This window comes from Nocardia sp. CY41, from assembly GCF_009829325.1.
Classification (GTDB): domain Bacteria; phylum Actinomycetota; class Actinomycetes; order Mycobacteriales; family Mycobacteriaceae; genus Nocardia.
In genome coordinates, this window is sequence record NZ_VUOS01000006.1 from 192199 (window position 1) to 207513 (window position 15315).

Annotated in this window: 15 protein-coding genes; 12 read left to right on the forward strand and 3 right to left on the reverse strand. The window is 68.0% G+C overall.

Going from position 1 to position 15315, the window contains the following annotated elements; translation table 11 throughout:
* Positions 1-42: 42 nt before the first annotated feature.
* The gene (locus GVY64_RS07615; protein ID WP_159839873.1) at positions 43-597 is read right to left on the reverse strand and encodes a TetR/AcrR family transcriptional regulator; all 555 of its coding nucleotides are present in this window, start codon (positions 595-597) and stop codon (positions 43-45) included.
* An 85-nt stretch (positions 598-682) separates the two neighbouring features.
* On the opposite strand from GVY64_RS07615, the gene GVY64_RS07620 reads away from it, so the two are divergent.
* Positions 683-1399, forward strand: a complete 717-nt coding sequence (locus GVY64_RS07620) for an SDR family NAD(P)-dependent oxidoreductase (protein ID WP_159839874.1) — start codon at positions 683-685, stop codon at positions 1397-1399.
* A gap of 9 nt (positions 1400-1408) precedes the next feature.
* Here the strand turns inward: GVY64_RS07620 and GVY64_RS07625 are convergent, their stop codons facing one another.
* Positions 1409-1840, reverse strand: a complete 432-nt coding sequence (locus GVY64_RS07625; RefSeq protein ID WP_159839875.1) for a type II toxin-antitoxin system Rv0910 family toxin — start codon at positions 1838-1840, stop codon at positions 1409-1411.
* A gap of 622 nt (positions 1841-2462) precedes the next feature.
* Here GVY64_RS07625 and GVY64_RS07630 point away from each other — a divergent pair.
* The 9 genes from GVY64_RS07630 to GVY64_RS07670 all read left to right on the forward strand — a co-directional run bounded on the left by GVY64_RS07630 (position 2463) and on the right by GVY64_RS07670 (position 12064).
* A complete protein-coding gene (locus GVY64_RS07630; protein WP_159839876.1) occupies positions 2463-3833 on the forward strand; it encodes an ATP-binding protein in 1371 nt (456 codons plus the stop codon).
* Complete coding sequence (locus GVY64_RS07635; RefSeq protein ID WP_159839877.1) at positions 3833-4258, forward strand: roadblock/LC7 domain-containing protein; 426 nt, start codon at positions 3833-3835, stop codon at positions 4256-4258. Before GVY64_RS07630 ends, GVY64_RS07635 begins: the two co-directional genes overlap by 1 nt.
* A gap of 73 nt (positions 4259-4331) precedes the next feature.
* On the forward strand, positions 4332-4682 hold the full coding sequence (locus GVY64_RS07640; RefSeq protein ID WP_039805398.1) for a DUF742 domain-containing protein: 351 nt from the start codon (positions 4332-4334) through the stop codon (positions 4680-4682).
* On the forward strand, positions 4657-5262 hold the full coding sequence (locus tag GVY64_RS07645) for a GTP-binding protein (protein ID WP_159839878.1): 606 nt from the start codon (positions 4657-4659) through the stop codon (positions 5260-5262). The genes GVY64_RS07640 and GVY64_RS07645 overlap by 26 nt, the downstream gene beginning before the upstream one ends.
* A 2-nt stretch (positions 5263-5264) precedes the next feature.
* Entirely contained in the window at positions 5265-6530 is a 1266-nt protein-coding gene (locus GVY64_RS07650; protein ID WP_159839879.1) for a cytochrome P450, read from the forward strand.
* Positions 6531-6543: 13 nt separating this feature from the next.
* Positions 6544-7773 carry a cytochrome P450 family protein gene (locus GVY64_RS07655; RefSeq protein ID WP_159839880.1) on the forward strand — a complete coding sequence of 410 codons (1230 nt, stop codon included), beginning with the start codon at positions 6544-6546 and terminating at the stop codon, positions 7771-7773.
* Between the two features lie 297 nt (positions 7774-8070).
* Positions 8071-9357 carry a cytochrome P450 gene (locus GVY64_RS07660; protein ID WP_159839881.1) on the forward strand — a complete coding sequence of 429 codons (1287 nt, stop codon included), beginning with the start codon at positions 8071-8073 and terminating at the stop codon, positions 9355-9357.
* Positions 9358-9562: 205 nt separating this feature from the next.
* Positions 9563-10825 (forward strand): cytochrome P450, encoded by a 1263-nt coding sequence (locus tag GVY64_RS07665; protein ID WP_159839882.1) that lies wholly within the window; start codon positions 9563-9565, stop codon positions 10823-10825.
* Between the two features lie 9 nt (positions 10826-10834).
* Entirely contained in the window at positions 10835-12064 is a 1230-nt protein-coding gene (locus GVY64_RS07670; RefSeq protein ID WP_159839883.1) for a cytochrome P450 family protein, read from the forward strand.
* A 35-nt stretch (positions 12065-12099) separates the two neighbouring features.
* Here the strand turns inward: GVY64_RS07670 and GVY64_RS07675 are convergent, their stop codons facing one another.
* Positions 12100-13047, reverse strand: a complete 948-nt coding sequence (locus GVY64_RS07675; protein ID WP_159839884.1) for a hypothetical protein — start codon at positions 13045-13047, stop codon at positions 12100-12102.
* A 59-nt stretch (positions 13048-13106) separates the two neighbouring features.
* On the opposite strand from GVY64_RS07675, the gene GVY64_RS07680 reads away from it, so the two are divergent.
* Positions 13107-14435 (forward strand): MFS transporter, encoded by a 1329-nt coding sequence (locus tag GVY64_RS07680; protein ID WP_159839885.1) that lies wholly within the window; start codon positions 13107-13109, stop codon positions 14433-14435.
* A 358-nt stretch (positions 14436-14793) separates the two neighbouring features.
* Positions 14794-15294: a flavin reductase family protein gene (locus GVY64_RS07685; protein ID WP_159839886.1), complete on the forward strand. Its 501-nt coding sequence runs from the start codon at positions 14794-14796 to the stop codon at positions 15292-15294.
* Positions 15295-15315 lie beyond the last annotated feature (21 nt).

Genomic DNA, 15315 nt, shown 5'->3' on the forward strand with positions numbered 1-15315 from the left:
GTCCCGGGACCGCCTGTCGATCAGGCCCTCCCGGGGCATTCGTCACGGACGGTTTCGAAGGCCGTCGAAGACGATCTCCAGTCCGCGCCGCCACGACGGCGAGCCGGTGGTCTCCCCGAGCAGCGACAGCGCCCATACCAAGTTGACGACGTCCTCGTCGGTCGCGTCGGCGCGCAGCGCACCGGCGTCGCGAACGCGCGCCAGAACCTCGGACAGGTGCGACATCCCGCGTCGGCAGGCCTCCGCCAGCTGCGCCGCCGCCGGATGATCGCCGGTGAACGCCTCGAGCAGTCCGCGATCGGCGGTGAGTCTCCCGAGTAGGTCGACCACGAATCCGGTGAACGCCGTCCACGCGTCCGGCTCGGCCGCCGCCCGGGCGGCGATCTCGTCCACCGCCGCCAGTCGGGGCGGTAGGAGTGCGTCGATGAGCGCGTCGCGGGTCGGGAAATGGTTGTAAAGCGTCCCGATGCTGACGCCCGCGCGCCGCGCGATTTCCTCCAGAGAGCCTTCCAGGCCCTGCTCGGTGAATACATCGGCCGCTGCTGCGAGCAATTTCTCGCGATTGCGGGCGGCGTCGCGGCGCAGCGGTTTGGTCACCAGGTCATTCTACAAAATCTGAGGCATCCCTCGATTTCGTGCTACGGTACGAATTCGAGGGGGGCCTCAAATTTTAGGAGAAGGCATGGCACAGCAGGGAACAGCGGTGATCGTCGGCGTCGGCCCCGGTCTCGGCATGTCGATGGCGCGGCGCTTCGGCCGGGAAGGATTCCGGGTCGCGCTGATCTCACGAAGCGACGCGCGGCATGGCGCGTATCTGGCGGACCTGGCAAGTCGCGGCATCGACGCCACCGCCCACGTCGCGGACGTCACCGATCGCTCGCGGCTCGGCGCGGTACTCGGTGACATCCGCGAGGAAGGCCCGATCGGCATGGTCTACTACGGGCCGGGGCCGACGCAACATCCGGTGCCGATCACCGACGTCGACGCGGCCACGGCGCGATCGGCGTTCGAGTGGGTGTGGCCCGCGATCGACGTGGTGAGCGACGTGCTGCCCGGCATGCTCGAACACGGCGACGGGGCACTGTTTTTCGCCGGGGGCCTCTCCAGCGTCCGCCCCATGCCCATGCTCGGCCACCTCGCTCTCGCGGCCGCCGCGCTGCGCAACTACGCGCTCACCCTCAACGCCGCGCTGGCCGGGCGCAACCTCTACGCGGGCACGCTCACCATCGGCGGCCTCGTCGAACGCGGCGACATCCACGCCATGGTCACCGCCGATCCGGCGCGCTTCGGCAGCCCCGAAGGCCACACGCTCGATCCGGATGACCTGGCCGACACCGCGTGGGACATGTACCGCACCCGCGACCGCGCCGAAGAGATCTTCGACGCCCTCGGCGGGTGACGGTCGAGTTCAGCCGTAGAGGGCGATGAAGCGGTCCAGCGAACGCTCGATATCGCCCTTGACCGCGCGGGCCACTCCGGAGCCGATCGGCCCGAACAGCGGCGGGCCGCCGAGTTCGATGTCGACGGTGACCTCCGATCCGGAGCCCTTCGGCGCGACGAGCAATTGCAGTCCCAGTTTCGTGCCGCCTTTGCCCGCGCCGGTCAGTTGCAGGCGACGCGGCGGCTCGGCGGCCCGCACCGTCCAGGTGACCCGGTTGCGCAGGCCCTTCACCGAGGCGATGCCGACCAGCTGAGTGCCGACGGTCAGCTCGGCCGGAACCGCACCGCGCCACGCTTCGTGCATGGTCAGCCATTTGTCGAGTTCGGCGAGGTCGGAGGTGTGCGTCCAGGCCTCCTCGGGCGAAATCGGAACGTCGACCGAGACCTTCAGCTTTGCCATGGGCGCATGGTATCCGGCGCCGGTGGCCCGGCCGGGAGGGCGGCCGGTCGGGTGGACTTCCGGTTCCAGGCGATCGCGTCTTTGCGAAAACGAATCGAGACACCCGCCGATACATTTGTTGACGCGTCAGTGAATGTCTGTTCTGCCTGCTCGGCCCCCGTCGCCACGGGCGCACCGACCGCAGCGCCGACACGGCCGTCTCCGGTGCTCGTCCGGCGCGCGGTCCCGTACGCAGGGCGAATGGCCTACGGGTTGCACGGCAGCCCAACATTATTGCCCAACTATGTCGCGATCTGCGGCACGTATCGTCCCAGCTCCGGGAATCCGGAAAGTGTCGATGGGATCGGCAGAGACTTCGTTGGAATGCTGCTAATGTGCGAATGGTCGGGTTCTGGTTACCGTTCGGACACGATCCGGGCGGTCGGCGATTGACATGTAATCGTCTGTCCTGCGGGCACTATGCGGTAGGCGCTCTCGTGAGTGCCGGTGTCGTCGCGGGGTTCCGGTACTCCGACGCGGACCCCACCGACCGGTCCGTTCATGGTCGGCAGGCGAGGGAAGGCGAGCGAAGCAGGATGGCAGTGGGCCGATTCCTCGAGACCAGTCAACGACGAAAGAACTGATGAATCAAGATATCGCCGTGGTGCTTTCATGGATCCTCGCCGCCGCTGTGGTGATCGCCGTAGCGGGGGCGTTGTATGCAGTGCAGTATGCCAGGGCTCAGCGGGCAAAGGTCGAGACGCTGATCAGAGAACAGCGTGCGACAGAAGACACGCTCGAGCGGTTCGCCGCCACCACGCTACCCGCGGTGGCCGAGTCGATCCGGCGGTTCGAGTCCCAGGTGCCCCCGGTCGAAGTCCAGGCAGGCATGGAGAATTCGCGGCTCGCGCAGATCCTGCGGTGGATCTCCGAGCGGTACGCCGACGATCTGAGCCTGATGCGCTCGGAGACCAGGGACCTGACCAACAACGAAGCGCAGCAGGCGATCAAGGCCGCCGAGGAGACCGCGCGCACCGAGGTCGCCGCCGCGTCGCGGCAGGCGACCAGTGCCGCGGTCCGCTCGTTCGGCACCTCGGTGGTCAGCCTCGGCGCGGACGTCAGCCAGGTGGTGAGCGCCGCGCTGCGTGAGCATCGCGACGACGCGGTGTACGAGACCCTCACCCGGATCGACCACACCGTGCAGCAGATGATCCGTCAGGCGCAGTCCTACGTGATCGTCTGCGGTGGTCTGCCCGGCCGACGCTGGCCCGCGCAGACGTTGACCGACGTGGTCGGCGGCGCCATCGGCCGTGTCCGGGAATACCTGCGAGTGCGGCCCAATCAGCTCGACCGCGTCGTGATCAGCCGCGCGGTGGAACCCCTCGTGCACACGCTGGCGACCCTGCTGGACAACGCGTTGCGGTACTCTCCGCCGACCTCCTACGTGGACGTCAACTTCCAGGAGGGTCATCACGGCGTCACCGTCATCATCGATGACGCGGGCGTGCGGATGAACGCCGAGCAGATGGAGGAAGCCCGCCAGGTGCTCGCGCACGAGCGGCCCGTCGACATCCACCAGCTCGGCCCGTCGCCGAAGGTCGGCTTCCCGGGTATCGCCGCGCTGGCCCGCCGTTACGGGTTCACCGTCTACATCGACGGCCCGAACGTCTACGGCGGCATGCGCGCGATGGTCTACATCCCGGAGTCGCTGCTGGTCACCCCGCAGAACGTCCAGGAGGTCGCGCCCGTGACCGAGGCAAAACCGGAACCGGCCACGGTTCCCGCGAAGGACGCGCCGAGCGAGCAGTCCGTCGAGGACGAGCACTCGCTGACGGTCAGCGAGATCACCAGCGGCGGACTACCCAAGCGACGACGCCGAACGGTCGCGCTCGCCCCGGTCGGGCCGCGCACCGAACCCGGCCTCGCACGCCCCGAGGTCGCCGCAGCTTGGCATACCGGCTCCAAGAGCGGCCGCGCCGCCGCATCCGATGACACGGAAGGGATGACATCCTGATGGCCACACCCGTGACCGACAGCAGCAACAAACTGGGCTGGCTACTCGAAGATCTCAACATCACGGGTGTGCGGTTCGCGGTGTTGCTGTCCGACGACGGCCTGCGGATCGCGCACTCCGCGGGAATCGCCCGCGACGAGGCGGAGCGCTTCGCCGCCGCGGCTTCGGGCCTGCGCTCGCTGGGCAAGGCGCTCGGCGAGTTCTGCGGCGACTCCGCGAACGGCGTGCGGCAGAACATGACCGAGTACGACCAGGGGATGATCCTCATCACCGCGGCGGGCGAGGGCGCGCTGCTCGGCGTCGCGACCACCAACGACATCGACGTGGGCCTGGTCGCCCACCGGATGAACGAGCTGGCCGGCCGGGTCGGGCGCGAGCTCGGCAGTCAGCCGCGCAGGCGCGTAGACGGCAGCGAAATGCCATGATCGAGCGCAGCGAGCGAGTCAAAGGTACTGCGCCGCTGGGCATCACGGAGCCGAGCACGAGCGAGGTGCCGTCATGAGCAAGCCGCGGCGCGACCCGGACCTGGTCCGGGCCTATGTGCGCACCGGAGGGCGTACGCGTCCCACTCGCGAGCTGGACCTGGTTACTTTGGTCCTGACCGCCAAAGATCCACTCCCCGGCGCGTCGCCCGACGCGCGCCGGGTCATGGCCCTGTGCAGCCGTCGAGGTGCGCTGTCGATCGCCGAGATCGCGGCGTACCTCGACCTCCCGCCGTCCGTCGTGAAGATCGTCGCGTCCGATCTCATGGACGGCGGGCACCTGGTCACTCCCACCCCGGCCGAGTCCCTGCCGGAGATCGCTCTGCTGGAGGAGGTACTCAATGGGCTCCGTGCTCTCGCCGTCTGATCGCGCCGTCGACTACGTACCGGAGACCGTGACCCGCTCGGTGAAACTGCTGGTGGCCGGCAACTTCGGTGTCGGCAAGACCACGTTCGTGAGCAGCGTCTCGGAGATCAAGCCGCTGCGCACCGAGGAGACCATCACCGAGGCCAGCGTCGGTGTGGACGACATGGCGGGGCTGCCCGGCAAAAAACAAACCACGGTCGCGATGGACTTCGGCCGCATTACGCTCAGTCCGAAACTCGCGCTCTACCTGTTCGGCACTCCGGGCCAGCAGCGTTTCGTCCCCTTGTGGGAGGAGCTGGCCCGCGGTGCGCTCGGCGCGCTCGTGCTGGTCGACACCCGCCGCATCGAGAAGTCGGACGAGGTCCTCTCGGTGCTCGAGGAACGCGGCGTCCCGTATTCGGTGGCGGTCAATCAGTTCGAAGGCGCGCGGCCCTACCCGCTGGAAGAGGTGCGTGATGCCCTCGACCTGGAACCCGGCACGCCGCTGACGTCACTGGACGCGCGTGATCGGGGCACGTGCCTGCGTTCGCTGATCACGCTCGTCGAATTCTTGTTCCACCGTTTGGAGTCTCGCATTTGACCATGTCTCAGTCCTCGACCTTCCCCACGCACCTAGCCGGCGGCGCCTGCCCGGTCGCACACGGATCGCCGATCGATACCGACGGTCCCCGGATTCCGCTCTACGCGGAGGGTTTCGCGGCCGACCCGCATGGGGTCTACCGGGAGATGCGCAGGCGCCATGGTTCGCTGGTCCCGATCGAACTGTCGCCCGGTGTGCCCGCCACGCTGGTGATCGGCTATCAGGAAGCCGTCCGGATCCTCAACGATCCCGAGCACTTCCCCGCCGATCCCCGCATCTGGCAGAAGAACATCCCCGAGGACTCGCCCATCCGGCCGATGATGGAGTGGTATCCGAACGCGTTGCGCAACAGTGGCGCCGCGCACGCCCGCTACCGCGGCGCCTATACCACGAGCATCGACGCCATCGACCTGCACGAAGTGCATTCGATGGTCGAGCGCATCGCCATTCCGCTGATCAACAACTTCTGTGCGGTCGGATCCGCCGATCTGGTGACGCAGTACGCGTTCCCGCTCGTCTTCGAAGTGCTCAATCGGATCGTCGGCTGTTCGACGGAACTGGGGCAGCGGGTCGCCACGGGCATGGCGATGCTGTTCGACACCGTCGAGGCGGCCAAGGGCATGCAGATGTTGTCCGAGGCGTTGATGGAGCTGATCCAGCAGCGCCGCGCGGAGCCGGGTGACGACGTGACCTCCCGGTTGGCCCATCACTCGTCCAATCTGAACGACGAGGAGATGTTGTCGAACCTGATCAGCCTCTACGGCGCCGGAATCGAGCCGCAGCAGAACCTCATCACCAACACCCTGTTGCTGATGCTCACCGACGATCGTTTCGGCGGCGACGTCCTCGGCGGCAGCATGTCCACGCGCGACGCGCTGGACGAGGTGTTGTTCAACGACCCGCCGATGGCGAACTTCTGCATCACCTACCCCCGGCAGCCCATCCTGATCGACAACACCTGGCTGCCCGCGCATCAGCCGGTTCTGGTCAGCCTCGCCGCCTGCAACAACGATCCGGCGATCCGCGGCGGCGACCGCACCGGCAACCGTTCCCACCTGGCGTGGGCGGTGGGGCCGCACGCCTGTCCCGCGAAGTCGGTGGCGTCGGTGGTCGTCCAGGAAGCCATCGATCAGCTTCTCGATGCTCTCCCCGAAATGCAGCTGGCCGTGCCCGTGGACCAAGTGGTCTGGCGGCCCGGCCCATTCCACCGGGCGTTGGCGGCCTTGCCGGTCGTCTTCCCCAAGTCCCCTCCGTTGAACATGGTGTAAGGAGAAGCGTCCGATGTCGCAAGAGCCGATAGTCTTGGATCTGACCGGTTCCGATATCCAAGGCGAAGCGGCGCGGCTGCGCGAGCGTGGGCCGGTGGCCCTGGTGGAACTGCCCGGCGGGGTGCCGGCGTGGTCGATCACCGATGCCGTCGTGCTCAAGAGCCTTCTGGCCGACCCGCGCGTGTCGAAGGATCCCAGGCAGCACTGGGCGGCGTTCATGAACGGCGAGATCACCCAGGAGTGGCCGCTGCACCCGTGGGTGGCGGTCGACAACATGTTCACCGCCTACGGCGCCGAGCATCGGCGGCTGCGCAAGCTGGTCGCTCCCGCCTTCACGCACCGTCGGACGGTGGCGCTTCGACCGCGCATCGAAGCGATCACCGCCGACCTGCTCGACCGGCTGGCGGCGACCCCGCCCGGCACGGCCGTCGACCTGCGCGAGGGCTACGCCTACCCGGTGCCGATCCAGGTCATCACCGAACTGATGGGCGTGCCCGAACACTTGGGCCCCGGCGTGCGGAAATGTGTCGACGGATTCTTCGATACCTCCTTCGGGCCGGAGGAAGCCCAGGCCAACTACCTGGAGATGTACCGGCTCATCAGCGAACTCGTGGCGTACCGGCGGGAGACCCCGGGCGACGACATCACCAGTGTGCTGATCGCCAGCCGGGACGAAGAGGACGGCTCGCAGCTGACCGAGAAGGAACTCGTCGACACCCTGATGCTCGTCATCAACGCGGGACACGAGACGACGGTGAACCTGCTCGATCAGGCCATCTTCGCGCTGCTCACCCGGGCGGACCAGCGTGCCGACGTGGTGGCGGGCCGGATTCCCTGGTCGGACGTGGTGGAGGAGTCGCTGCGCTTCGAGGCGCCGGTCGCCCACCTGCCGCTGCGTTACGCCGTCGAGGACATCGACATCGCCGGCGTCCGCATTCCCAAGGGGGAGGCGATCCTCGCCTCCTACGTGGCGGCCAACCGCGATCCGAAGGTGCACGGCGCGACGGCGAACGAGTTCGACCTGCGCCGTTCGGTCAAGGATCACCTGGCCTTCGGTTACGGGGCGCATCACTGCCTGGGTGCGCCGCTGGCCCGGCTGGAGGCCGAGATCGCCCTTCCGGCGATCTTCCGGCGCTTCCCGGACATGCGCCTCGCGGCCGACCCGTCCGAGCTGGGCACGGTGCTCAGCTTCATCTCCAACGGTCACGCCGAGCTGCCGGTTTTCCTGGAGGTCGCGGAGTAGTCCGGCCCGCACGAATATCCCGCGCACACCTGTCCAGTTTCGGGGCTCGGCACACTCGGGTCGGGCCTGGCATCCCGCGTATCCCTCGCGATACGCGGGTACAGGTGTTTCCGCCGCTGGGCGGGCGCACCGAACCCACCCGATCGCGTCGATGTGGCGCACGAGTTATGCTCTGCCACAGCGGAATTCGGCGTAAGGTCGAATTCGCTATGCTCGCACGGCGATTCGTCTCCCGGAACCCGGGACTTGTCGTGTATACACCCTGCTCGTCGAACGTTCCGACTTTGGAGTCACGTTTTGACCCACGCACAGTCCTCGTCCTCGTCCACCTCCAGCGGCTGCCCGGTCCGGCACGGCTCACCGGTCGGTGCGGACGGTCCCCGGGTCGCGCTGTACTCGGACGATTTCGCGGCGGACCCGCATCGTGCCTATCGCGAGATGCGCGGACGGTACGGTTCGCTCGTCCCGGTGGAACTGTCGCCCGGTGTGCCCGCGACGCTCGTGATCGGCTATCACACCGCGGTGCGCATCCTGAACGATCCCGACCACTTCCCGGCCGATTCACGGACGTGGCAGCAGACCGTGCCCAGTGACTGCCCGGTTCTGCCCCTGCTCGAGTGGCGTCCGGCCGCGATCCGCAATTCCGGTCCGGAGCACGCCAGGTACCGGCAGGCCACGGTCGCGGGCATCGAGGAGATCGACCAGTTCGCACTGCGCAACACGGTGGAGCAGATCGCCGTTCCCCTGATCAACGGCTTCTGCGGGGACGGCTCGGCGGACTTGATCGCGCAATACGCGTTTCCGCTGTCGTTCGCGGTGATCAACGCCATGCTCGGGTGCCCGCCGGACATCGGGCAGCGGGCGGCGATGGGGCTCGCGGCGATGTTCGAAGGCGTGGACGCCGAACAGGGCAACGCGATGTTCACCGGTGCGATGGCCGACCTGGTGGCGCTCAAGCGATCTCAGCCCGGCGACGACATCGTCTCGCGCATCTTGCAGCACCCCGTCGATTTCGACGACGAGGAGATGGTCCAGCAGGTGCTGATGCTGTACGGCGCGGGCATCGAGCCGCAGCAGAACCTGATCGTCAACACCATGCGGTTGATGCTCACCGATCAGCGGTTCGCCGGTGGCATTCTCGGCGGCAGCCTGTCGACCAGGGACGCGCTGGACGAGGTGCTGTTCACCGACCCGCCGCTGTCGAATTACTGTGTCACTTTCCCCCGCCAGCCGATGCTGATCGACGGCGTCTGGCTACCGGCGCACCAGCCGGTGGTCATCAGCATGGCCGGATGCAACAACGACCCGGCGATCAACACGGGGCAGTACACCGACAACCGGTCGCATCTCGCGTGGAGTGTCGGGCCGCACACCTGTCCGGCCCGGTCGGTGGCCTATCTGATCGCCCAGGATGCCATCGACCAACTGCTCGACGCGCTGCCCGAGCTGCGGCTGGCCGTCCCCGCCGAGGAACTGACCTGGCGGCCGGGGCCGTTCCATCGATCGCTGACCGCCCTGCCGGTCCTCTTCCCGGAATCGCCGCCCCTGCCGGTGCTGCAGCCGGGGCGGAGTTCGGCGTCGTAGCCGCGCTCTGTCCGATGAACCGACCTCGCCGTTTGCCGAATCCAGAAGGAGGTTGCCGCTCAGAGGTCGTCGTGCACACAGCTGATGAGGGTGCGCGCCGGCCTGTCACCGATCCCCACGCATCATGTCGACCTACGCCGTCGCGGCGCGCACGCGCCCGGGCGATCGCGTTCGTCGAATTGTTCGCTTCTCTGGAGTTTCGTCTTTGACCACGCCACACTTCCCGCCGTCCACGTCCGCGAAGGGATGTCCCGTACGGCACGGCTCGCCGATCGACACCAGCGGCCCCCGCTACGCGTTGTATTCGCAGGAATACGCCGAAGATCCACATAAGGCGTACCGGGAGATGCGTCGCCGGTACGGGTCGCTCGTTCCGGTCGAGTTGTCGCCGGGCGTGCCGGCCACCTTGGTGATCGGCTACCACACCGCGCTGCGCATCCTGAACGATCCCGATCATTTCCCGGCCGATCCGCGGACCTGGCAGAAGGACGTGCCAGGCGAGTGCCCGGTCCTCCCGATGCTGGAGTGGCGGCCGAACGCGCTGCGCAGTTCGGGTCTCGAGCATCTGCGCTACCGGCAGGCGAATGTCGCGAGCGTCGGCGGGGTAGATCTGCACGCGCTGCACGGAACCGTCGAGCAGATCGCCATACCGCTGATCAACGCCTTCTGCGCGGATGGTGCGGCGGATGTGATCAGCCAGTACGCGTTTCCGCTCAGTTTCGCGGTGCTCAACGCCATCCTCGGTTGTCCGGCGGACATCGGCCAGCAGGTGGCGACCGGTATGGCCGCCATCTTCGAAGGCGTCAACGCGGACAAGGGCAACGCGATGCTCACCGACGCGCTGTACGAACTGGTGCAAATGAAGCGCAAGGACCCCGCCGACGACATCACCTCCCGGCTGTTGCGGCACGAGGCCGGACTGGACGACGTCGAGATGATCCATCAGCTGGTCACGCTCTACGGCGCGGGCATCGAACCCATGCAGAACCTGATCGTCAACACCCTGCTGCTGATGCTCACCGACGAACGCTTCGCGGGAGACTTCCTCGGCGGAAGCCTTTCCACTCGCGACGCCCTCGACGAGGTGCTGTTCAACGACCCGCCGATGGCCAACTATTGCGTCAGCTATCCGAAGCAGCCGATCCTCATCGATGATGTGTGGCTACCCGCACACCAGCCGGTCGTGATCAGTATGGCGGGTTGCAACAACGATCCCGCGATCGGCGTCGGCCAGCGCACCGACAGCCGGGCGCACCTGGCGTGGAGCGTGGGGCCGCACGCCTGCCCCGCCCGGTCGGCCGCGTATCTGGTCGTCCAGGACGCCATCGATCAGATCCTCGACGCCTTGCCCGAGATGAGCCTGGCCGTGCCGGCCGAGCGATTGAGCTGGCGGCCGGGCCCGTTCCACCGCGCTTTGGTATCCCTGCCGGTCGTCTTCCCGAAATCCCCTCCGCTGACCGTCTTCTAAGGAGTCCTGATGGACACACAACCTCTAGTCCTCGACCCCGCGGGCGCCGACATCCAGGGCGAGTCCGCGCGAATTCGCGCGCGGGGGCCGGTGACCCTGGTCGAATTGCCCGGCGGCGTGCGGGCGTGGTCGGTGACCGACGCCGACGTGCTGAAGCGGTTGCTGGCGGATCCCCGGGTGTCGAAAGACGGCAAGCAGCACTGGCCTGCGCTGATCAACGGGGAGATCCCGCAGGACTGGCCGCTGTTGCCGTGGGTCGCGGTGAACAACATGTTCACCGCGTACGGCGCCGACCATCGCCGATTGCGCAAACTGGTCGCGCCCGCGTTCACCCACCGCCGCACCCAGGCGATGCGCTCGATGATCGAGCAGATCACCGCGGACCTGCTGACCGAGCTCGCGGCGACGCCGGCCGGTGAAGCGGTGAACCTCAGGGAAGGCTTCGCCTACCCGCTGCCGATCCAGGTCATCAGCGCGCTGATGGGCGTTCCGGAATCCCTGAACGCCGGTCTGCGCACCTGCGTCGACGGCATCTTCGACACGTCGCTGGGGCCGGAGGAGTCGCAGGCGAACTATGTGGAGATGTACCGGATCCTCGGTGAACTCGTCGCCTACCGGCGGCAGACGCCCGGTGACGACATGACCAGCCTGCTGATCTCGCACCGCGACGAGGAGGACGGCTCGCAGCTGACCGAGCAGGAGCTGGTCGACACGCTGCTGCTTGTGATCAGCGCCGGGCACGAGACCACGGTGAATCTGCTCGATCAGGCCGTCTTCGCGCTGCTGACCCACCAGGATCAGCGCGCCGAGGTGACCGAGGGACGCGCGGCCTGGACCGATCTGATCGAGGAGGCGCTGCGCTACGAGGCGCCGGTGGCGCACCTGCCGCTGCGCTTCGCCGCCGAGGACATCGAGATCGACGGGCTGCGCATCGCCAAGGGCGAGCCGATTCTCGCGTCCTATGCCGGGGCCAACCGCGATCCGAAACTGCACGGCGCCACCGCCGACGAGTTCGACGTACGGCGACCGACCAAGGAGCACCTGGCCTTCGGTTACGGGGCGCATCACTGCCTGGGCGCGCCACTGGCCCGGCTGGAAGCGGAAATCGCGCTCCCCGCGCTGTTCCGGCGCTTCCCGCACATGCGCTTGGCGGCCGACCCCGCCGACCTCGGCAGCGTGTCCAGCTTCATCTCCAACGGGCACGCCAGGCTTCCGGTGTACCTGGAGCAGGCGGACTGACGGCGGACCCGCGCCTCCGGCCCGGGGGCGCGGGGTCAGCGCAACGCGTCGATGCGGCCTGTCCTGCGGGCTTTCGCCAGGCCGCGCCGGGCGAGAAAACCGTTGCCGAGCAACACGATCGTCTTGTTCGGCGGCGCTTTGAACCCGGACGCGGTGTGCGGCGCGTACACCGCCTCGGCGCCGGAGACCTCGAGCCAGCCGGTGTGCTGCCGCGATTCCAAGCCGATCAACTGCGATCGATACGCGTGTGCCAGCAGCCCCGCACGGCGCCCGCCTTGCGGCACGACCGATGGCACGGTCACCAGCACACCGCTGGGGCTGGGTCCGGTCACCTGTACCGGGACGACCATCGGATAGCCGTCGGCCTGCCGGTAGCCGAGCAGGCGATGCGGCAATTTCCCCGCCCGCGCCGCGGTCCGAGCGACGTCCACCCGCGGGCCGGTGCCCTTCGCCGGCGGCCGCTGCGGCACAGTGTCGGCGGACGGCAGTGCGGCGCCGAGGATTTCGGGTGCGCCCGCGGCGTCGAGATCCGGCCAGACGACGATGCGGTCGACGTCGACGGTGACGACCACTCGATCGGCGTAGTACGCACGCAACCACCTGTCCCAGAACACCCCGCGCCGCGGTGCGCCCAGGTAGGGCGCGGACTGGGCGCCGATGCGATCGAGTACTTCCTCATCCGGCGCCGGATCGAAACTCGCGGTGCCCTGTACCAGCACGAAGCGCGGATTGTCCCGGTTCCCGATGCCGTGCTCGCGCGCGTGATACGCCAGCGCCACTTTCGGTTCCCGCTTCATCCGCTCCAGCTTGCGCCCGAAGCCGAGCGAGGTCGTGAAACCCACCGTGCCCGCCGTGCGGTCACGCAGTCCGATCGGCGACACCGCCGAGACGACTACGCCGCCCGCGGGCGTCACATAGGCCGCGGCGCAGGTCAGGTCGCCGCCGAGCACGTCGTCCACATGGTCCGGCCAGGTGACTGCCATATGCGGAGTCTACTGCTGGGCACTTGACGAAGTGCGCGTCCTGGGCCGAGAGTGCGCTGATGGTTTCCACCGCCGAGGTGGCCGGCACGACGTTGCGCAAGGTCACGATTCGCTTGGTGCCCTTTCTCGGGCTGCTGTACTTCGTCAACTACCTGGACCGGGTCAACATCGGTTTCGCCGGACCCAGCGGCATGAAGACCGATCTCGGTCTCACCGAGACCGCCTTCGGGTTCGCCTCGGGCATCTTCTTCGTCGGCTACCTGCTGCTCGAGGTGCCGAGCAACCTGGCGTTGCACCGCTTCGGCGCCCGGCGCTGGATCGCCCGCATCATGGTCAGCTGGGGTCTGGTGGCCACGGCGATGGCGTTCGTGCCCGACGCCACCGTGCTGTACGTCCTGCGGTTCCTGCTGGGTGTCGTGGAGGCCGGGTTCTTCCCCGGCATCCTGCTGTACCTGACGTACTGGTTCCCGCAAGCGCAACGGGCGCGGATCGTGGCGTTGTTCATGACGGCTGTGCCCATTTCCACCGCCCTGGGTGCGACCGTGTCCAGCCTGATCATTCGGTACGGGGACGGGATCTTCGGCCTCAGCGGATGGCGGTTCATGTTCTTGGTGGAGGGTCTGCCCGCCATCGCGCTGGCGGTGGTGACCTGGTTCTACCTGACCGACCGCCCGGAGCGGGCGACCTGGTTGGCGCCGGCCGAACGGGCTTGGCTGGCAGCCGAACTCGCCGCCGAGCGGTCCGCGTTGCGGCGCGCCGAACACTGGACGGTGCGCCGGGCGCTGACCCACCCGCGGGTGCTCGGGCTCGCCCTGGTCTACGGCGGCATCGTCTACGGTCTCTACGCGCTCGGCTTCTTCCTGCCGACGATCATCGACGGCTTCCAGCAGCAGTACGGCGTCCGGTATTCGGTGGTGCAGCGCGGACTGATCACTGCGGTGCCCTACCTCGTCGGGGCGATCGTGATGGTGTGGTGGGGCAGGCACGCCGACCGGACCGGCGAGCGGATCCGGCATGTGGCCTTGCCCGCGCTGCTGGGCGGCCTCGCCATTCCGGTGGCCCTGTATCTGGGCGATCCGTTCGCCGCGATGGTCGCGGTCACCGTGTGCGCGGTAGGCGTGCTCGCGGCGTTGCCGACGTTCTGGTCCCTGCCCGGCACCTTCCTGTCCGGCGCCGCCGCGGCGGGCGGTATCGCGCTGATCAACTCGATCGGCAACGTCAGCGGTTTCGTGGCGCCGTACGTCACCGGCGGGTTGAGAGATGTGACGGGCAGCCAGCGGGCCGGGCTCTGGGTGGTGGGGTTGTGCATGATCGCCGCCGCGGTGGGCGTGCTGACGCTGCGTGGGCGCGCCCGTGACGTGCCCGTGCGCCGGGGCGCGGAGTCGTGACCCGGTCCGCAGAGAGCACCGCTCACCGCTGGGGCCATGGCGCGACCGGCATGGCGGGAACGCCTCCCTCGGGCCGCGCCGCCGCCTCGATGCATTGATGCGCTCGCAATGTGGCGACCGCCACGATGTGTTTTCAGTGCCGGCGCGGAAGTCGTTGTGGTGGACTATCATCCACGGGATGTAGACCGGAAAGAGCCGGTCTACAGGGGCCGTCGTACGGGCGCCCCACCCCTGCCGGCGTCGGCGTCTGAGACGACTTGCCGCCTCGGTTGTAGGGTGAGCGCTGCCCGGTCCGGCATGTTTGCGCGGCGATCGCGCGGGCATCCGGGGAAGACGTCGCATCACGCTGGGAGGACCGATGGCTACCGAAGACCGGACCGCAGTGTTCGACGCGGTGGTCGCGGCGGCGGACTACCCCGTGCTGCTGGTCACCGCGCAGGCGGATGGCCGGCGCGCCGGCTGTCTCGTCGGATTCGCGACGCAGGTCAGCATCGAGCCGCGCCGGTTCTTGATCGGCCTGTCGAAGAAGAACCACACCTATCGGGTCGCGCAGCGCGCCGACCGGCTCGCGGTGCATTTGCTGGGCAGCGAACAGCTCTCGCTGGCGCGGCTTTTCGGCGGGGAGACCGGCGACGACATCGACAAGTTCGTGCACTGCGACTGGCACGCGGGCCCGGGCGGCATTCCGGTGCTCAGTACGGTGCCGAGCTGGTTCAGTGGCCGCATCCGCGAGCGCTACGACCTCGGCGATCATGTCGGAATGCTGCTGGAGCCCGAGGACGGCGCCGTGCTGCGACCGGCCGCGGAGACGCTGCACTATCACTCCGTCGCGGATCTGGTTGCGGGCCATACCGTCTGAGGAGGTTTCCCGCGGGAACGG